The organism is Dolomitihabitans soli (assembly GCF_022213955.1).
Taxonomy (GTDB): domain Bacteria; phylum Actinomycetota; class Actinomycetes; order Streptosporangiales; family Streptosporangiaceae; genus Streptosporangium_A; species Streptosporangium_A soli.
In genome coordinates, this window is the sequence record NZ_JAKNTW010000004.1 from 288772 (window position 1) to 306734 (window position 17963).

The following is a 17963-nucleotide window of genomic DNA, read 5'->3' on the forward strand; positions in this document are numbered from 1 at the left end:
TCGACAGTTCCCGGCGACCAGAAAGGTACTGTCGAGCCTGGTGGGGGCATACAGGAAGCGCGAGCCCGGCTTCGTCATCGACCACGGGGCGGCCCGGAACTCCGGCTGGACCGACAGGCCCCAGCCGCCGGCCGCGTCGCCCATCCGATCAGCGGGTATTCGCGAGACGCGGGACGAACCGCCGACGCAAATCGCACAGAGCCCGGCAGCCCGCCCCGCAACATGACACGATGATGCCGATCCAGTGTTCGAATCGAGAGTAAGAGGGGAGGGCCGGCCATGGGCGACACGCTCCTGGCGATCGGCACGCGCAAGGGACTGTTCCTGGCGCGCGCCGCGGATGACGGACCCTTCGAGGTCGATCCGGTCCAGTTCTCGACCATCGCGGTGCACGCGGTGGCGATCGACACCCGCGGACCGGCGCCGCGACTGCTCGCCGCGATCGAGTACGGCCACTTCGGGCCCTCGATCATGTGGTCGGACGACCTCGGGGAGACCTGGCAGGAGTCCGAGCGGCCGCCCGTCGCCTTCCCCGAGGGCACCGGCGCCACCCTGGCCCGCGTGTGGCAGCTCCAGCCCTCCCCCGCCGAGCCCGGGGTGGTCTGGGCCGGGGCCGAGCCGGGAGCGCTGTTCCGCAGCGAGGACGCGGGCGAGACCTTCTCGCTGGTCGAGGGGCTGTGGGAGCATCCGCACCGGGAGCGCTGGCAGCCGGGTGGCGGCGGCCTGTGCCTGCACACCGTGCTGCCGCACCCGAGCGACCCCAAGACCATCGCCGTCGCCGTCTCCGCCGCGGGGTTCTACCGCAGCACCGACGGCGGGCAGAGCTGGAGCGCCGCCAACAAGGGGATCCGCGCCCCCTTCCTGCCGGAGGGCGAGCAGTATCCGGAGTTCGGCCAGTGCGTGCACAAGGTCGCCCTCCATCCCGAGCGGCCTGACCGGCTCTACCTCCAGCACCACTTCGGCGTCTACCGCAGCGACGACTTCGGCTCCTCCTGGAGCTCCATCGGCGACTCGCTGCCCTCCGACTTCGGCTTCCCGATCGTGGTCCACCCCAGCCGGCCCGACACGGTCTTCGTGCTCCCGCTGGAGTCCGACCTCAACCGCGTGCCGGTCGGCAACCGCTACCGCGTCTACCGCACCGACGACGGCGGCGGCTCCTGGCGGGCGCTCGCGGACGGCCTGCCCGACACGCCGGTGCACGCGGCCGTGCTGCGCGACGCGATGTGCGCCTCCGACGCCGGGGTGTTCTTCGGCACCCGCGACGGCGAGGTGTACGGCTCCCGCGACGACGGCGAGAGCTGGTCGCTGATCGCACGGCACCTGCCCGACGTCCTCACCGTGCGCGCCACGGTGCTGTGACCGTGCCCACCGGCACGCCCGTCGCCATGACCATGACCTCATGAGCAGGCCCGTGACCCTCGTGACGTTCGTGCTGCCCAGCACGCTGCGGCGCTGGGTCAGCGGGGCGAGTGAGGTGCGGGTCTTCGCCGTGGCGCAGGACGACGACACCCATCCCACGCTCGGCACCGCCCTCGGCAAGCTCCGCCGTACCCATCCCCTGCTCGAGAAACGGCTGTGCGACGAGTACGGCCACGTCAAGCGGAACATCAGCATGTTCGTGTACGGGCAGGACACCCGCAGGCTCGGCGGCCTGGAGTGCGCTATGCCGCCGGGCGCGGAGGTCTACGTGCTGCCCGCGCTGACCTGAGAGCGGACGGTCAGGGGGCGACGCGGCCGTTGGCGACGAAGGCGGCGTGGGTGAGGGGCATCAGCCCGGCCCAGATCGTCTCCAGCTTCTCGGCCACCATCTCGATCTCACGCTGCGGGAACGAGGGGACCTTGGCGTCCTCGTTATTGGTGCGCAGGGACAGGAAGTGCATCAGCGCCCGTGCGTTGCACGTCGCGTACATGGTGGAGAAGAGGCCGAGGGGCAGCACCGCCCTGGCCACCTCACGGGCCACCCCGGCCGCCAGCATCTCCTGGTAGGCCGCGTACGACTGCCGGTAGGAGCTTTCCATCGCCTCGGTGACGAGCTTGTGCTGCTCGTCGGTGCCCTCAACGAAGACGTAACGCCCCGGCCGGCCCTCCTGGACGAGTTTGCGGTCCCTGCCGGGCACGTAGAAGACCGGCTGCAACTCGCGGTACCGGCCGCTCTCCTCGTTGTAGGACCAGACCCGGTGCCGGTGGAACTCGCGGAAGACGAAGATCGGCGCGCTGATGAAGAAGGTCATCGAGTTGTGCTCGAAGGGACTGCCGTGCCGGTCGCGCATCAGGAAGTTGATCAGCCCTTTGGAGCGCTCCGGGTCCTTGTTCACCTCTTCCAGGGACTGCTCCCCGGCGGTGGAGACACGGGCCGCGAACAGCACATCGGAATCCGCGGCGCTGTGTTTGACCAGCTCCACCGTGACGTCGTCGAGAAACCGCGGCCGGCTGTCTTCCACCTGTTGATCCCCTTCATCGCGAACTCGGGCGGCCCCCACATTACAGGCCGGGTGGGTGCCCTCCGCGTCCGGCGGCGGCGGGGGACGCTCACAACCGGTAGACCCGTCTCGCGTTGCCCGAACCGATCATGTGGGCGATCCGTGCCGAGTCGCCGGCGCTCCACTCCCCCTCCGAGATCCGGTTGCCGAGCGCCCGCGCCAGCCCGCGCCGGTAGTAGAGGGCCCCCAGATGGCAGGTCTCGGCCACCCCGTAACAGTCGGAGCTGAACATCTGCTTGTGGAAGGGAACCAGTTCGAGAAGCTCGCCGATGACCGCGGCCGACCCCGCGGCGGTGTGCGTGAGCGCGAGGCCGACGTCGACGTAGACGTGCGGGAAGACGCCGGCGAGGTAGGCCGCCTGCCGGTGGAAGGGATAGCAGTGCAACAGGACCACCGGTATCCCGAGCGGCTGCACCGCCCGGATGAACCCGGTCATCAACGACGGGTCGGTGCGGTGCAGGTCGAGATCCGGGTCGCCGAACCCGCAGTGGAACTGCATCGGCAGCGACCGTTCCCGCGCGACGTCGACGGCCGACCACAGCAGGTGACGCAGCAGCACCGGGTCGGTGAGCCGCCTGGCCGGCTCCGCCAGGCGGCGGTTGGCCGCGGCGATCACCGAGCCCCGGCTGGGCCGCGACGGATCGAACTCCAGCCCGTCGCGGTAGGCGATGACCGACTTCAGCCCGACGGCCCTGGCCGCCCGCCTGGCCAGCTCGCCCACGACGTCGTCGAGGTAGTCGACGGCGGCGGGCCCGGCGAGCGCGACGGCCTGCTCGACCTGCTCCAGCCGTACGATCTCGTCGGCGGCGGCGCCGCCGAGCCGGCCCATCTCCGCGCACGACAGCGTCTCGGACGTGTTCAGGCCGGTGTCCACCAGGAACGCCACGATGCCCGACTCGCCGAGCAGCCGCCGGTTGACCTCCGCCGCGCCGAGCTCCGACCGTCTGGCCAGGTAGACGGCGGGCGGCGCGTGCGGCTCCAGGTCGAGGACGGGCGCGCACCAGCGCCGGATGGCCGCGCCGACCGGGGTGTCGAAATGGGTGGTGCCGGGCGGTGCGGGGGTGGCCGCCTCGGTGATCATCAGCTCGAACCGCGCCCTGCCGAGATCGTCGCGGCGCACCCCGTGGCAGTGGTGGTCGACGAGCGGGGCGAGCAGCGCCTCGCGCACCTGGTCCGGCAGGCCGGGGGGGAACATGGCACCTCCTTCCGCGGAGCGTGCGGGCGGACACGGACCCGCTGGAGCCTAGAGGCCACGTGTCCGCCCGGCGCGGCGTTCTACCTGCCCTTTACCTCCGCGGCCGCCGTTCGCGTCAGGCGCAGCACGTTCGCGATGACCTTCGCGCCCGCCCCGCCCTGCGCGGTGAGGATCGACTCGGGGTGGAACTGTACGGCGAAGCGCCGGTTGACCGGGTCCTCGATCGCCATCACCGCGCCGTCAGGGGTCAGCGCGCTGGTCGTGAACCCCTTCACCCCCGCCTGCTTGGCGTGCAGCGAGTGGTAGCGGGCCGCGGTGAACTCCTCGGGCAGCCCGGCCAGCAGGGCGCTGTCCCCCAGCCGGCGGACCAGGCCGCGCTTGCCGTGCTCGGGGGCGGACAGCAGCTCCAGCTCGCCGCCCGCCTGCTCCACCATGGCCTGCAGGCCGAGGCACACGCCGAAGACCGGCAGCCGCCGCTCGTACAGGGCCGCCACCAGATCGGCGGCCCCGAAGTCGGAGGGCCAGCCGGGGCCCGGGGACAGCACCACCAGGTCGGGCGCGACCTCCTCGATCATCGTCTGCGGGAACCCGTGGCGCAGCGTGACGACGCTCGCGCCCTGCTGGCGGAAGTAGTCGGCCAGGGTGTTGACGAAGGAGTCCTCGTGGTCGACGAGGAGCACTCGCATGCCCTCGCCCGGTCGCTCCGCGGGCGGCAGACCGGGCACGGCGGGGACCTCCTCGACGCCCACCGCCGCCAGTGCCCCGAGCAGGGCGCTGGCCTTCAGCTCCGTCTCGCGCTCCTCGGCCTCCGGGTCGGAGTCGTAGAGCAGCGTGGCGCCGGCCCGAACCATGGCCACGCCGTTCCTGATCTGCGCGGTGCGCAGGGTCAGCCCGGTGTTCATCGTCCCGTCGAAGCCGACGAACCCGACGGCTCCGCCGTACCAGCGGCGGGTGGTGGCCTCGTGGTCCTCGATGAACTGCATCGCCCAGGTCTTGGGGGCGCCGGTGACGGTGACGGCCCACATGTGGGTGAGGAAGGCGTCGAGGGCGTCGAACTCGGGGCGCAGCCGGCCCTCGATGTGGTCGACGGTGTGGATCAGCCGGGAGTACATCTCGATCTGGCGGCGGCCGATGACCTGGACGCTCCCGGGCACGCAGATCCGCGACTTGTCGTTGCGGTCGACGTCGGTGCACATCGTCAGCTCGGACTCCTCCTTCACGGAGGACAACAGGGTCCTGATCGCCTCGGCGTCCTCGACGGGGGTGCTGCCCCGGGCGATGGTGCCCGAGATCGGGCAGGTCTCGACGCGGTCGCCGCTCACCCTGACGTACATCTCGGGGGACGCGCCGACCAGGTGCTCGCCCTCCCCGAGGTTGAACAGGAACTCGAACGGCGCCGGGTTGCTGTGCCGCAGGCCCCGGTAGAACGAGGCGGGGTCGGTGCAGGGCGCGTGGAAGACCTGCCCGGGGACGACCTCGAACAGGTCGCCCCTGACGAACTTCTCCTTGGCCGCGGCGACGACCTCGGCGTAGGTCCCACGCTCCGGGTCCGCCGGGACCTCGGGGGGCGCGGACGGCAACGGCACCGATTCCCCCGAGCGCGCGAGGCCGCTGGTCGAGACCCCGTCGACGGTGAACTCGTAGCGGTACTCCTTGCTGGTCTCCCGCTTGCGGTCGATGACCATGACCCGGTCGGGCAGGTGCAGCACCAGGTCACGCTGGTCGGCGGGGCGGGTGAGCACCTGGCGGATCGGCTCGAACTGGAAGGCCAGGTCGTAGCCGAACGCGCCGTACAGACCGAGGTGCTCGTCGTCGCCCCGGAAGGCGGCGATCACCTCGCGGAGCGCGGTGAAGACCGTCGGGCGGCGGCTGCGCATCTCCTCGGGGAGGAGGTCCTCCGACTCGGCCACGTAGATCTCTATGTGCTCGTCCGAGGGCTCCCCGGTGGGCTTGCCCGCCGCGAGCAGGCAGGTCACCACGGCCGGCAGGACCACTTTGCCGCGGGCGTTGAGCGCGCGGGCCGAGATCCGCCGTCCCCTGGCCACGATCTCCAGGCACGGGTCGATGTAGGCGAGGTGCCAGCGGCTGTAGCGGCCCGGGTACTCCATCCCGGAGGAGAGCACGCCGCCGCGCCGCTCCCCCAGCGTGCTGACGACCTCCTCCAGCACCGTCTCGGGGACGTCGGACGTCGAGACCTCGACTCCGATTCCCCCCGCAGTGGTATATCCGCTGATCTCCACCCTGTGTCGCCCCTTAGTCCGGTTGATCGATGCCCCGGGGCGGACACGCAGAAGGCCGCCACTCGGGGCGGCCGTCGAGAAAATCGCGAATGCGAAACCAGCGCCGCCTACTGACGGCGCCACCACTGAAGGGCTGGACGGTGTCGCATGCCGTACAGATTACCGCCCACTGCGGTGATCATGCAACGAACCGTTCGCGGCGGGAGCGTGGTGTCGCCCGCGCACCTGTGATAAGCAGTCGATTACCGCGACGGGAGGCGAACCATGGCCGGCAGGATCAACAGCGAGTTCGAGTTGCGCGGGGTGAACCACCTGGCGCTCGTGTGCTCCGACATGCGGCGGACGATCGACTTCTACTCCGGCGTGCTCGGCATGCCGCTGATCAAGACGATCGAGCTGCCGATGGGCTGGGGGCAGCACTTCTTCTTCGACTGCGGCGGAGGCGACGCGCTGGCGTTCTTCTGGTTCCCCGACGCCCCCGAGCCGGTGCCGGGCGTCTCGGCCCCGAGGAACCTCCCGGACCGGGGCGAACTGCTCTCGGCCGTGGGATCGATGAACCACGTCGCCTTCGACGTGTCCCCCGAGAAGATCGAGGAGTACCGCGACAAGCTCGTCGCCAAAGGTGTCGACGTGAGCGTGCTGCTCAACCACGACGACAGCGAGTTCGGGATCGCGCCGACGATGCGGGAGGGCGTCTTCGTCCGCTCGATCTACTTCAAGGACCCCGACGGCATCCTGGTGGAGTTCGCCGCCTGGATCCGCGAACTGGACCAGCCCGGCGACGTCAGGCACGAGCCGAGGACAGCGGCGGACCGGACCGTGTGACCGCCCTCGGCCGTCCGGCGTCCGCAAGCCCCCCTCAGCCGTTCACCGCGCCAACACGCCCGTTCGGCGATCGGTGAGCTTCCGCACGCCGGGGTGAAACTACGCTCCCGTGTCAGCATTCTCTCCGCACGCCCAAGGAGATCCGTTGAGCGCACCGAACACCGACCGGCCGCCGACCGCCAGAAGTGACCACAGCCCGTGGAACTGGCTGCTGGTGCTGCCGATCATCATCCCCCTGCTGCCGTTCCTGTTCAACTCCGACGAACCCCGCCTCTTCGGCTTCCCGCTCTTCTACTGGCTGCAACTCGCCTTCATCGCCATCGGCGTCACCTGCACCACGATCGTCTATCGCGTGTCTCGGAGGAACGGCCGATGAGCGAGCACGTAACCGAGATCATCATCTTCACGGTGCTCTTCCTGACGGTCAGCGTGATGGGTTTCGTGGCGGCCCGCTGGCGGCGGCCGGAGAATCTGGACAGCTTGAACGAGTGGGGGCTGGGCGGGCGCAACTTCGGCTCGTGGATCACCTGGTTCCTGGTGGGAGGCGACCTCTACACGGCCTACACCTTCGTCGCCGTGCCCGCCCTGGTCTTCGGCGCGGGCGCGATGGGCTTCTTCGCCGTGCCGTACACCGTGATCGTCTATCCGATCGTGTTCCTGGTGTTGCTCAGGCTCTGGTCGGTGTCGCACGTGCACGGGTTCGTCACCCCGGCCGACTTCGTCAGGGCCAGGTTCGGCTCGCCGACGCTGGCGCTGCTGATCGCGATCACCGGCATCGTGGCGACGATGCCCTACATCGCGCTGCAGCTCGTCGGGATCGAGGCGGTGCTGAAGTCGATGGGCATCACCGGCACCGGGTTCTTCAGCCAGTTGCCGATCATCATCGCGTTCGCGATCCTGGCCGCGTACACCTACCAGTCCGGGCTGCGCGCACCCGCGCTGATCGCCTTCGTCAAGGACACGCTCATCTACATCGTGATCCTGGTGGCGATCGTCTACATTCCGACCCGGCTCGGCGGCTGGGACAGCATCTTCGACAAGGCCCAGCAGAAGTTCACCGACTCCGCGGCGAAGGGCGACGGGATCCTGCTCAACGCGGGCAACCAGCTCCAGTACGTCACGCTGGCGCTCGGCTCCGCCCTGGCGCTGTTCCTCTATCCGCACAGCATCACCGGCGTCCTCGCCTCGCGGAACCGTAACGTGATCAAGCGGAACATGTCGGCGCTGCCCGCCTACAGCCTGCTGCTCGGGCTGATCGCGATCCTCGGCTACATGGCGATCGCGGCCGGGACCACCCCGATCGGCAAGGACAACAACACGATCGTGCCCCGGTTGTTCGACCAGATGTTCCCCGACTGGTTCACCGGCGTCGCCTACGCCGCGATCGCCATCGGCGCGCTGGTTCCCGCGGCCATCATGTCGATCGCCGCGGCCAACCTGTTCACCCGCAACATCTACCGCGAATATCTCAAGCCGGACGCGACCGACGCCGAGGAGGCACGCGTCTCCAAGCTGGTCTCGCTGGCCGTCAAGATCGGCGCGGTGCTCTGCATCATCTTCCTCGATCTGCAGTTCGCCATCGACCTGCAGCTCATCGGCGGCGTCGTGATCCTGCAGACGCTCCCGTCGGTCGCCATCGGCCTCTACACCCGCTGGTTCCACCGTGGCGGCCTGGTCGCCGGCTGGGTCGCGGGCATGGCCGCGGGCGTCATGATGCTCTACACGATCCCCAACCCGGTCAGCGGCAAGGCGCACTTCGGCGGCTCGGCCTTCTCACTGGGGAACCTCGGCTTCGACACCACGACCACCGTCTACGCCGGCCTGCTGGCCCTGATCGTCAACCTGGTGGTGGCCGCCGTGGCCACCGTGATCTGCCGCCGCGCCGGCGTCGCCGAGGGCACCGACACCACCCGGCCCGACCACTACCTCGCCGACGAGGGCGACCCCCGCGTCAAGGACCTCGAGCTGGACGGCACGACCGCTCCCTCGCCGACGGAGGCGCCCCCCGCGCCGACGACGACCGCGACCTGACCGAACCGTACGGCCGGCGGCACACCGTCGTCGGCCGTACGGCGGGAGTCACCGGAGTCACCCCCGGGTCCACACCCGGCTCACCCGCCGGCAGGCCGACGTGCCCGGCTCCGTACCAGTGGGTGCCGTGCCAGTGGTCAGCGTGCCCGGCCGCGCGCTGGAGTCAGCGTGCCCGGCGCAGGCCGACCACGGCCAGGCCCACTCCGACGAGTGCCGTGATCGGGCCGATCACCGCCCACTCCGTGGCGCCCGACATCACGCTGCCGCCCACGAACCCGAGCCCCTGAAGGGTCCACAGGATCCCCATCAGGGCCAGCAGCACCCCCACGACCACCAGAATCCACTTCACCATGGGCCCCAGTCTGTCGGTCCTCATCCTCTGACAGGCGATATGTCACCATAGCGTTACCCAAACGATCACAGGTGTTCAATCACGCGGCCAGATCGAGGGGGATGACCTCGCGGGCCGTACGGCGGAGCCCGTGGCTGAGGGCGCCCGGCCGGGAGACCACCACCACGAGCATGCCCAGGCCGGCGAGCCAGGCGGCGAGCTCGGTGAAGATGCCGTCGCCCGAGCCGATCACCACCCGCTCGAACCTGGCGTCGAGGTGGTCCAGCATGATCACCTCGCGCAGCGCGTTGTCGGCGCCGTCGCGGCCGGAGCGGGCCAGCAGCTGAACTCCGGTCAGGGCCATGCCGACCGTGAGCAGAGCCCCGTGGTTGACGGCCACGACGTACTGGTCCATGACTCCGGCGGGCACGCGCCTGCGGTAATGGGTCATCATCGTGGCCACCTCGCGGGTGCCCGGGCGGGCCGATCCGACGAGGTTCTCCACATCCAGCAGGTGGACTGTCCGGCCAAACGAGAGGTTCCGCATCGCCTGCCCCTTTCGCACCATTACCGAAGCATGGCCTTCACTTTAATGCTGGAAATCCGTGGAACTCAAGGGAGACACGCGGAAGCTCCTGCTACGCTGCCCGCCGTGAGTGACCCGTTAGACGCCCTGGAGCGGCGGATCGGCGAGCTGAGGGGCGAGGTCCGCCGGGCGGTGAAGGCCAGGCAGAGCACGCTGGCGCGCTCGCTCCGGGGCGAGCTGCGAAAAGCCGAGCTGGCCTGGGACGACGCGGTGTCCGCCGAGCACGGCGACGCCCCCGAGCCCGCCGGGACGCCGTCGCTGCTGCCCGTGCGCGAACAGGTCCACCAGGCCCTGGCCCTGCTCGGCGTGCCTACCGCCGCCCGGCTGGTCGTAGCCGTACACGAGGCGTTCTTCGCCGGCGGGCTGAGCGCCGGGCGGCTCACCAGCCTGCGCCGCGACGAGGAACGGTCCTTCCGCACCGCGCCCTTCTCCCGGCCCTACTACCTGTGCGCGGCGCTGACCGACCGCCTGTCCCCCGCCCGCGGCCTGCTCGCCGTCAGCACCTGGCCGCTCGAACAAAGGATCGTCGGCCCGCTCAGCCACCGCGTCGACTTCCTCGTCTCCGCCAGCCGGATCGCCGAGCACCTCGGCAGGCTGACCAGGGCCGGCGAGGACGCCCCGCCCGGCGCGCTGCGGCTGCTGTCGCGGATGGCGCAGAACATCCCCGGCGCCGTGGAGCGGTTCGGCGGCGCCGAGCCGCAGACGGTGATCCGTGCCGCCGCCGCGGAGCTCACGGTGCACCTGGAGGCCGACACGGCCGGCCGGGCCGGCACCGCGGAACGCGCCGCGCGACAGCTCGGCGACGTGGAACAGCTGTTCGGAGCAGCTACGCTGAGTCACGCCCAGAGAGGAGCATGATGGCGACCGACCGGCTCGACGCCCTGAGGGGGCCCGTGCCGCCACGCCCGCACGACGCCCGGGCCATCGCGGCCCTGGCCGCGAACCCCGGCTGTGCGCGCCGCGCGGTGCTCGACGCCGCGGGCATCGACAAAGACTCCACCGCCAGGCACCTGGGCTTCCCCGCGCCCTTCGGCCAGTCACGCTTCGCCATCACCCGCGGCGACGTCTTCGAGGCCCAGGTGAAGGCGAACGGCTGCGCCGGCCTGCTGCGGCTGCTGCGCGAGGTGCTCGGCCTGCCCATCCCGCTGGTCGCGTACCACGACGCCGCCGACGTCGGCGCCCACCTCCGGCACGCCCACACCCGGGCGCTGATCGACCGGGCCGCCCGCGACAGCGACGACGCCGGCACCTTCTACGACCACCCGCTGCTCAGCCTGGAGATCGCCGGCCACACCTCCTACCTGGAGCCCGACGTGGTCGCCTTCCGGCTCGGCGGCCGCTTCCACATCGTGGAGATCAAGTCCTTCGCGGTGATCGACGGGCAGGCCGAACCGGCGAAGGTCGCCGCCGCGGCCCGTCAGGCGGCCGTCTACGTGCTGGCCCTGCGCCGGCTGGTCGAGGAGCTCGGACACGATCCCGGCCGCGTCTCCCACGAGGTCATCCTGGTCTGCCCGGAGAACTTCGCCAACCGGCCCGTCGCGACCCTGGTCGACGTGCGCAGGCAACTCGCCGTGCTGCGCAGGCAGCTCGCCAGGATGACGGGGGTGGGCGACCTCGTCTCCGGCCTGCCGTCCGGGCTGACCTTCGACCTGGCGGCCGACGCGGACGGCGTGCCCACCCGCCCGGTGGCCGAGCTGGCCGAGGCGATCGGCACGGTCGCCGCCCGCTACGCCCCGGAATGCCGATCCACCTGCGACATGTGCCTGTTCTGCCGCGACGAGGCGCGCGACGAGGGTTCCACCGACCTGCTCGGCCGGCACGTGCGCGACGAGCTGGGCGGCGTCGCCGGCGTGGACGAGGCGCTGGCCCTCGCCGAGGGCACCCGCGGCCCCGCCGACGGCCAGGAGGAGATCGCCCGTCTTCTCCGCCTCGCCGACCGGCTGCGCGCCGAGTCGCTGGAACCCGCCCGATGAGCGCGCTCACGGCCCTCGCGCGGCTGCGCGCGGTGCGGGAGGGCCGGGCCCAGCCGGCCGCCACGGTACGGCACTGCCACATCGCCGAGGCGCCCATGGTGTTCATCCCGTTGCGGATGGCGGGCGAGGCGGCCGCGCCGCTGGCGGCCATGATCGGGACCGATCCCGGCTCGCCGCGGCTGCTGGTGGTGCCGCAGCCGCGTGACCGGGATCTGCGGTTCGCGTTCGCCGCCGAGCTGGCCGAGGTGCTCCTGCCGTACGTGGAGGGGTTCGCGAAGGAGACCGAGACCGCCACGCGGCGGGGGGCGGAGCCGTACGAGCGGTGTCTGTCCGCGCCGCAGGTGCTGGTGCCGAACGGGCAGGCGGCGGCGTTCACCGGGTTGCTCGGCCGGTCCACCAGGTTCCGGCGGGCCGAGGGCCCCTATCCCGTGCATCCCTCGGTTCCGGTGCTCGGCAGGTGGCTGACGTTCTTCGCCGAGCGGGCCGCGTACCCCGGCTCCTCGCTGCTGGTCTCCGCCACCGACGCGCTGGCTCTGCACTGGACGAGCGGGCAGAGCGGCCTGGAGGACGCCAATCTGGCCGCGTTGCTCGGCTGGATCGACCCGCCGCCCGGCCTGACCGGCCTGCGCGCCGCGCAGGAGGCCGAGGATCCGCTCCTGTGGCCGCCCGCGGGGCCGGCGACCGATCCGGGTTTCGACAACGAGGTGCTCGCGCCCGCCATCGAGGGGTACACGCGCGCGCCGACGGCCCGCGCGGTGGAGCGGGTGCGCGAGGCGGTGCGCACCCAGCTCGAACCGACGTGGCGGCTGGTGTGGCGGGCGGCCGAGCTGCTGCGCGGGCTGCCCGCGGGGGCGAGCGTGACCCGGCGCTGGGAGTACGACCGCGGCGCCTTCACCGAGTTCCTCGGCCGGGTGGCCGAGGGCGGGCCGCCGCAGGCCCGCCGCGACGGAGCGGTCGCCGCCGCGTCCCGGCTGGCCAGGATGGAGCGGGCCCGGGTGTCCTTCGACGTCCAGCGCGCCTACGACGATCCGCTGATCATGGCGGAGTACCGGCTGACCGGTGAGGCGTTCGCCGGCGAGGTCATCGCCGCCGATCCCGAGCACACCGAGGGCGAGGGCCGCTCGCGCAAGCTCCGCCCGCTGGTGACGATCCGCACCGTCGATCCCGTACGGCTCGCCGCGGGCACCGCCGTGGGCACTCCGGACCGGCGCGGCCAGGAGGCGGAGCTGGTCGCCACCGACGGCGGCGAGATCACCTTGAAGATCACCAAGGGGATGGGGCGCGGCAAAACCCCGTCCCCGGGCGCGGTGCCCGCGGTGGGCGAGCGGGTCTGCTACACCTCGCTGACCGACGACTTCCAGGCGTCCGCGTCGCTGCCCGACCCCGACCTGACCCCGTGGACCCACGGCGGGCCGCCGGAGGAATGGGTCCCCGACGACGCGGACGCGGCCGAACACTGGGAATGACCCCTCCTCTCCCTGAACCGGGGTCCTGCGGGCCCGCGCCGCGTTCCCTGCCCCGCCCGAAGCCAGGGTTCTTCACGCCTAAGGAGTTTCGATGACCTCACGAACGAGCCTGGCCGGGACCCCGCAGGCGGAGGCCGGGGCGGTGGTGGCGGCGGTGCTGGCCGATCTGCCGGGGCACCGGGGGGTGGTGGTGGACTCGCCGCCGGGGGCGGGCAAGTCGACGCTGGTGGTGCGCGCCGCCGGGCACATCGCCGAGACCGGCGACCCCCTGATGATCGTGGCGCAGACGAACGAGCAGGTCGACGACTTGATCGACCGGCTCGCCGCGGAGCATCCCGGCCTGCCGATCGGGCGGCTGTCCGCCTCCGCGTACCGCGCACCGGCCCGGCTGCTCGCGCACGGCAACGTGCGGGTCGCCGCCAAGGTGCCCGATCTGGGCGACCCGGCGGTGGTGGTGGCGACCGCCGACAAGTGGGCGTGGATCGGCGAGCGGACCTGGCCGTGGGCGATCGTGGACGAGGCGTACCAGATGCGCTCGGACAAGCTGCTGCGCATCGCCCGCAACTTCGAGCGTGCGTTGTTCGTCGGCGACCCCGGACAGCTCGACCCGTTCTCCGTCGTGGACGGCGATCGCTGGGCGGGCCTGTCGTGGGATCCGGTGCAGAGCGCCGTGTCGGTGCTGCTGCGGCACAACCCGGACCTGCCGGTGCACCGGCTGCCGGTCTCCTGGCGACTGCCCGCCTCGGCGGCTCCCGTCGTGTCCGAGGCGTTCTACCCGTTCACCGGATTCCGGGCGGGCACCGGGCCGGACGACCGGAGCCTGCGCTTCACCGCCGACGGCATGCGCACCTCCTTCGACCGGGCCCTAGAGGAGGCGGCGGCGACCGGCTGGGCGCTGTACGAGCTGCCGGAACGGCACACGGTGCGCACCGACGCGGAGGCCGTACGGGCCGTGGCGCTGCTCGCCACCCGTCTGGTGCAGCGCGCCCCCGTGGCGGTCTCCGAGCGAGGCGAGCACCCGGTCGGCCCGGACCGCATCGCGGTCGGCGCCGCGCACCGCGACCAGGTGGCGGCGATCCGCGCGGCCGGGGTGCCGCCCGAGATCACCGTGGACACCGCGAACCGCCTCCAGGGCAGGGAGTACGACGTGACGATCGTGCTGCACCCGCTGTCGGGGCGGCGCGACGCGACCGCCTTCCACCTGGAGTCCGGCAGGCTGTGCGTGCTGACGTCGCGGCACCGGCACGCCTGCGTCGTGGTCGCCAGGGCGGGCATCCCCGAACTGCTCGACGCCCACCCCTCGGCGGAGCCGGTGCAGCTCGGGGTGCCGGTGAAGTTCCCCGACGGGTGGGAGGCCAACCAGTCGGTCCTCACCCATCTGGCGGCCCACCGGGTCACTCCGTGACAGGATCGGGCGGGCGGGGCCACGTCCGGCGGCGGAAGACCCGGCTCGCCGATCTCAGGCGACCAACGGGTGCGGAGGTCGTCGTCGATTCGTCCCCGCCGGAGATGGCGCGGACCGGTCAGAGCGTCTTGCGCCACACGTCGATGACGAGCACCTCCCGCATCCCCGCCGACAGGTAGAGCGCCAGCGCCGGGGTGCTGTTGCCCGCGTCGACGTGCAGGTAGGTGCCCACCCTGCCACGGCCCGCGTCGGCCGCGAAGGCCCGCAGCAGCAGCGCGCGCCCCAGCCCCCTGCCTCTGAAGGCGGGAAGCACGGCGATGTTGCGCACATAACCGCAGTTGTCGTCGGCGGCGAAGTGGTCGGTGCCGAGCAGCATCCCGGCGGGCGCCCCATGCACCCGGGCGAGCAGCAGCTGCGCCCAGTCGTGGCTGCTGGAGGAGACCAGTTCCGCGCACCACTCGTCGTAGGGCAGGGGCGCGAACCCGAAGTGCCCGGCGAATCCCCGCTGCTTCACCAGATGCGCCTGCCGGCGTACCTCTTCGGTGAGTCCCTGGTGGAAGGTGACGCCCGGCAGGATCGCCGCCTTCGCGGCCGCCGGTCCCTCGTGGTCGGCGCGGAGCCGGTGAAAGCTGGTCGCGGGGGCGAACCCGTGGGCGGCGGCGACCGCCCGTTTGCCGTGGTCTCCCCGGTAGAGCCCGATGTCGAGCCGTACGCCAGGGTGGCCGAGGCCGGCGGCGATCCGCCGGCCCCGCTCGGTCACGGTCTCCCACAACCACGCGGTGACCTCGGGCACGTCCGGACGGGTGACGACGTCGATGTCCACGATGTCGCCCGCGCCCTTCCGGCAGGCCCACCCCCAGCCGGCCAGCGCGCCGTCGAGGTCATGGACCAGCCAGCCGTCGAGGTCCCGGTCGAAGCCGGGCTCGCCCAGCTCGTCGGCGATGTCGTCCAGCGTCGTGTCCGGCCTGCCGAGCACCCGGGTGTCGCAGGCGGCCACCAACTCGTGGATCTGCGCCGCGTCCTCGATCCGGGGCCGCCTGATCACGTGGCCGGCGAGCGGTTCCGTCGTCTCCATGGGGTCAGTGTGACCCTGACCCCCAGCCGCCGGCATGTGAATTATCGCCGCCCGGTCTCACTCGGGATCGACGCGCACCGCGGACTCCTCCGCCGAGAAGCCGCCGCCGTCGGGACCGACCTCGGTGGCGATCTCGTCGGCCTCGGTGTCCGCGTGGGCGCCCTCGCCGGGGCCGACGAGCCGGCCGGCCCGGCGGGGCTCGTCCCACACCGTCCCCGACGGCTCCTCGGGCTGGGCGGTCCACTCCGGGTCGGTTCCGGTGTCCCGCTGGTAGCGGGTGTCGAGGTCGGAACCCACCCCGAGACCACTCTCCTCGGTCAAAACCTCCTCCTCCTCGGCCTCACCCAGCGGTTCCTCCCCCTCCAGTTCGTCCGCCTGGGGAGGGGAGTCGAAGAGCGCCTGCTCCTCGGGCATCTCACGGTCGAGGCGGCCGTCCAGCGACTCGTGGCCGTGCTCCTCCGCGGCCGTGGTGCCGTAGTCGTCGATCGCGACCGGCTCGTCGCCGGGCAGCGGGGCCTCCTGCGGGTCGACCGCCCACTGCTGGCCGGGAATGCCGTCCTGCAGGTCGGGGATGCCCTCGTCCTCGAATCTCGAACGCGGGTCGCGCTCGGGCATGTTCTCATTCACGGTGACCTCCCTGCCTCAGTTCCCCTCTCCCCGGTTGCTGCCCATCCCCCGGCATCGGTAACGGGAGGTCAGTCGTGTGCGGTCACCGTGTCCTTGGGATCGGGGACGGCTTCGCCCGGGGCGGCGCCGCGGAGCGGGATCTCCTTCAGGAAGGCCGCCAGCAGGGGAACCACCACCGCGAAGAGCACAGCCCACCAGAACACGCCGGAGATCGCCGAGGCGAGCGACTCCAGGAACCCGGAGCGCACCGGCGCGGGCAACTGCCCCAGGGCCGCCGGGGACAGCTGGCCCCCCGCGTCCGCGAGCTTGGCCCCCTGGGGTCCGAGCTTCTCCGTCAGGTCCGCCACCAGGCGGCTGTTGAAGACCGCGCCGAACAGGGAGACCCCGAACGAGCCGCCGATGGACCGGAAGAACGTGGAGGCGCTGCTGGCCACCCCGAGGTCGCGCTGCTCGACGCTGTTCTGCGCGATCAGCATGGTGGTCTGCATCAGGAAGCCCATCCCGAGGCCGAGCACCGCGATGAACACCCCGGTCTGCCAGGTGGGGGTGTGCACGCCCTGCAGCGAGAGCAGCCACATGCCCACCGCCATGCCGACGCCGCCGATCACCGGATAGATCTTGTACTTGCCGGTCTTGGTGATCGCGCGCCCGACGAACAGCGACACCACCATGGCGGTGGCCATCATCGGGAGCAGCAGCAGGCCGGAGTTGGTCGCCGACGCCCCCTGGACCGTCTGCTGGAAGAGGGGCAGGAAGGTGATGGCGCCGAACATCGCGAAGCCCAGCAGGAAGCCGATCAGCGAGATCAGCGTGAAGTTGCGGTTTCTGAAGAGGTTCAGCGGCATGATGGGCTCGGCCGCCCGGCGCTCGACCGGGATGAACAGGACCAGTGTGACCACCGCGAGCGCGCCGAGGCCGAGGATCTGCGGGGAGCCCCACTCGTACTGGTTGCCGCCCCAGGTGGCGATCAGGACCAGTGCGGTGATGCCGACCGAGAGCAGGGCGGCGCCCAGCCAGTCGATGCGGTGCTCGGTGCGGTACTTCGGCAGCTTCAGCCGCAGTGCCAGCAGCACCAGGGCGACCGCGCCGAACGGCAGGTTGACGTAGAAGGCCCAGCGCCAGTCGAGGTGGTCGGTGATGAACCCGCCGACCAGCGGCCCGGCGATCATCGCCAGGGACATGGCGCCGGCCATGATGCCCTGGTACTGCCCGCGCTCGCGGGGCGGGACCAGGTCGCCGATGATGGCCATCGCGTTCACCATCAGGCCACCGGCGCCGAGACCCTGCAGGGCGCGGAAGGCGATCAGTTCCGCCATGCCGTCCGCGGGCCCGCCCAGCAGCGCGGAACCGGCCATCCCGCACAGGGCCGAGCCGATCATGAAGATCACGATCGAGGCCATGAAGATGGACTTCCTGCCGTACAGGTCACCGATCTTGCCCCAGATCGGGGTCGAGACGGTGGTGCCGAGCACGTAGGCGGTGACGACCCAGGACAGGTGCGCCAGCCCGCCGAGCTCGCCGACGATGCGGGGCATCGCCGTACCGACGATCATGTTGTCCAGCATCGCCAGGACGATGGCCAGCATCAACCCGGGCAGTACGATCATGACTTCTCGTCGCCGTCCGGGCACCTCGGTGATCTCGTTCACGTGTCCCCCAGCTTCCTTACTTGCCGACCGGCAAGCGTTCGGTAGGATGACGAGATTAGAAGGCTACTTACCGGCCGTCA

Annotated in this window: 17 protein-coding genes; 9 read left to right on the forward strand and 8 right to left on the reverse strand. The window is 71.4% G+C overall.

Translation table 11 applies throughout. The features are described from left to right. Window positions 1-279: 279 nt before the first annotated feature. Both MBA17_RS10695 and MBA17_RS10700 read left to right on the forward strand, forming a co-directional pair. Window positions 280-1359, forward strand: coding sequence for a WD40/YVTN/BNR-like repeat-containing protein (locus MBA17_RS10695; protein ID WP_238496172.1), 1080 nt, complete (start codon window positions 280-282; stop codon window positions 1357-1359). A gap of 40 nt (window positions 1360-1399) precedes the next feature. Then, window positions 1400-1708, forward strand: a complete 309-nt coding sequence (locus MBA17_RS10700) for a ubiquitin family protein (RefSeq protein WP_238496173.1) — start codon at window positions 1400-1402, stop codon at window positions 1706-1708. A gap of 10 nt (window positions 1709-1718) precedes the next feature. Here MBA17_RS10700 and thyX read toward each other — a convergent pair whose 3' ends face one another. From thyX to MBA17_RS10715, 3 genes are all read right to left on the reverse strand, one after another. Then, window positions 1719-2441: an FAD-dependent thymidylate synthase gene (gene thyX, locus MBA17_RS10705; protein ID WP_238496174.1), complete on the reverse strand. Its 723-nt coding sequence runs from the start codon at window positions 2439-2441 to the stop codon at window positions 1719-1721. A gap of 88 nt (window positions 2442-2529) precedes the next feature. Then, window positions 2530-3675 carry an amidohydrolase family protein gene (locus tag MBA17_RS10710; protein WP_238496175.1) on the reverse strand — a complete coding sequence of 382 codons (1146 nt, stop codon included), beginning with the start codon at window positions 3673-3675 and terminating at the stop codon, window positions 2530-2532. An 80-nt stretch (window positions 3676-3755) separates the two neighbouring features. Further along, window positions 3756-5915, reverse strand: coding sequence for an anthranilate synthase component I (locus tag MBA17_RS10715; RefSeq protein ID WP_238496176.1), 2160 nt, complete (start codon window positions 5913-5915; stop codon window positions 3756-3758). Between the two features lie 264 nt (window positions 5916-6179). On the opposite strand from MBA17_RS10715, the gene MBA17_RS10720 reads away from it, so the two are divergent. The 3 genes from MBA17_RS10720 (at window position 6180) to mctP (ending at window position 8771) form a co-directional block, all read left to right on the forward strand. Next, a complete protein-coding gene (locus MBA17_RS10720; RefSeq protein WP_238496177.1) occupies window positions 6180-6740 on the forward strand; it encodes a VOC family protein in 561 nt (186 codons plus the stop codon). 145 nt (window positions 6741-6885) lie between these two features. Then, the gene (locus MBA17_RS10725) at window positions 6886-7116 is read left to right on the forward strand and encodes a DUF3311 domain-containing protein (protein ID WP_238496179.1); all 231 of its coding nucleotides are present in this window, start codon (window positions 6886-6888) and stop codon (window positions 7114-7116) included. Then, window positions 7113-8771 carry a monocarboxylate uptake permease MctP gene (gene mctP / locus MBA17_RS10730; protein WP_238496180.1) on the forward strand — a complete coding sequence of 553 codons (1659 nt, stop codon included), beginning with the start codon at window positions 7113-7115 and terminating at the stop codon, window positions 8769-8771. The genes MBA17_RS10725 and mctP overlap by 4 nt, the downstream gene beginning before the upstream one ends. Window positions 8772-8934: 163 nt before the next feature. On the opposite strand, the gene MBA17_RS10735 is transcribed toward mctP, so the two are convergent. Continuing rightward, entirely contained in the window at window positions 8935-9123 is a 189-nt protein-coding gene (locus tag MBA17_RS10735) for a hypothetical protein (RefSeq protein WP_238496181.1), read from the reverse strand. A 79-nt stretch (window positions 9124-9202) separates the two neighbouring features. Beyond that, on the reverse strand, window positions 9203-9649 hold the full coding sequence (locus MBA17_RS10740; protein ID WP_238496182.1) for a PIN domain-containing protein: 447 nt from the start codon (window positions 9647-9649) through the stop codon (window positions 9203-9205). Between the two features lie 105 nt (window positions 9650-9754). Here MBA17_RS10740 and MBA17_RS10745 point away from each other — a divergent pair, with 105 nt between their 5' ends. From MBA17_RS10745 to MBA17_RS10760, 4 genes are all read left to right on the forward strand, one after another. After that, window positions 9755-10546: a hypothetical protein gene (locus MBA17_RS10745; protein ID WP_238496183.1), complete on the forward strand. Its 792-nt coding sequence runs from the start codon at window positions 9755-9757 to the stop codon at window positions 10544-10546. Further along, window positions 10543-11661 carry a hypothetical protein gene (locus tag MBA17_RS10750; protein WP_238496184.1) on the forward strand — a complete coding sequence of 373 codons (1119 nt, stop codon included), beginning with the start codon at window positions 10543-10545 and terminating at the stop codon, window positions 11659-11661. Before MBA17_RS10745 ends, MBA17_RS10750 begins: the two co-directional genes overlap by 4 nt. Next, complete coding sequence (locus MBA17_RS10755) at window positions 11658-13127, forward strand: serine/threonine-protein kinase (protein WP_238496185.1); 1470 nt, start codon at window positions 11658-11660, stop codon at window positions 13125-13127. Before MBA17_RS10750 ends, MBA17_RS10755 begins: the two co-directional genes overlap by 4 nt. Window positions 13128-13218: 91 nt before the next feature. After that, the gene (locus MBA17_RS10760) at window positions 13219-14532 is read left to right on the forward strand and encodes an AAA family ATPase (protein ID WP_238496186.1); all 1314 of its coding nucleotides are present in this window, start codon (window positions 13219-13221) and stop codon (window positions 14530-14532) included. Window positions 14533-14650: 118 nt separating this feature from the next. Here the strand turns inward: MBA17_RS10760 and MBA17_RS10765 are convergent, their stop codons facing one another. The 3 genes from MBA17_RS10765 to MBA17_RS10775 all read right to left on the reverse strand — a co-directional run bounded on the left by MBA17_RS10765 (window position 14651) and on the right by MBA17_RS10775 (window position 17883). Next, window positions 14651-15607 carry a GNAT family N-acetyltransferase gene (locus MBA17_RS10765; protein ID WP_238496187.1) on the reverse strand — a complete coding sequence of 319 codons (957 nt, stop codon included), beginning with the start codon at window positions 15605-15607 and terminating at the stop codon, window positions 14651-14653. A 57-nt stretch (window positions 15608-15664) separates the two neighbouring features. Beyond that, entirely contained in the window at window positions 15665-16234 is a 570-nt protein-coding gene (locus MBA17_RS50345) for a DUF5709 domain-containing protein (protein WP_238496188.1), read from the reverse strand. Between the two features lie 68 nt (window positions 16235-16302). Then, on the reverse strand, window positions 16303-17883 hold the full coding sequence (locus MBA17_RS10775; RefSeq protein WP_238496189.1) for an MDR family MFS transporter: 1581 nt from the start codon (window positions 17881-17883) through the stop codon (window positions 16303-16305). Between the last annotated feature and the right edge of the window lie 80 nt (window positions 17884-17963).

Bases quoted from the DNA above. Each gene is read 5' to 3' on its own strand.
- MBA17_RS10750 (WP_238496184.1), top strand. From the start codon at position 10,543: ATGATGGCGACCGACCGGCTCGACGCCCTGAGGGGGCCCGTGCCGCCA.
- MBA17_RS10765 (WP_238496187.1), bottom strand. From the start codon at position 15,607: ATGGAGACGACGGAACCGCTCGCCGGCCACGTGATCAGGCGGCCCCGG.
- MBA17_RS10755 (WP_238496185.1), top strand. From the start codon at position 11,658: ATGAGCGCGCTCACGGCCCTCGCGCGGCTGCGCGCGGTGCGGGAGGGC.
- MBA17_RS10740 (WP_238496182.1), bottom strand. From the start codon at position 9,649: ATGCGGAACCTCTCGTTTGGCCGGACAGTCCACCTGCTGGATGTGGAG.
- MBA17_RS10695 (WP_238496172.1), top strand. From the start codon at position 280: ATGGGCGACACGCTCCTGGCGATCGGCACGCGCAAGGGACTGTTCCTG.
- MBA17_RS10700 (WP_238496173.1), top strand. From the start codon at position 1,400: ATGAGCAGGCCCGTGACCCTCGTGACGTTCGTGCTGCCCAGCACGCTG.
- MBA17_RS10720 (WP_238496177.1), top strand. From the start codon at position 6,180: ATGGCCGGCAGGATCAACAGCGAGTTCGAGTTGCGCGGGGTGAACCAC.
- mctP (WP_238496180.1), top strand. From the start codon at position 7,113: ATGAGCGAGCACGTAACCGAGATCATCATCTTCACGGTGCTCTTCCTG.
- MBA17_RS10710 (WP_238496175.1), bottom strand. From the start codon at position 3,675: ATGTTCCCCCCCGGCCTGCCGGACCAGGTGCGCGAGGCGCTGCTCGCC.
- MBA17_RS10735 (WP_238496181.1), bottom strand. From the start codon at position 9,123: ATGGTGAAGTGGATTCTGGTGGTCGTGGGGGTGCTGCTGGCCCTGATG.
- MBA17_RS10760 (WP_238496186.1), top strand. From the start codon at position 13,219: ATGACCTCACGAACGAGCCTGGCCGGGACCCCGCAGGCGGAGGCCGGG.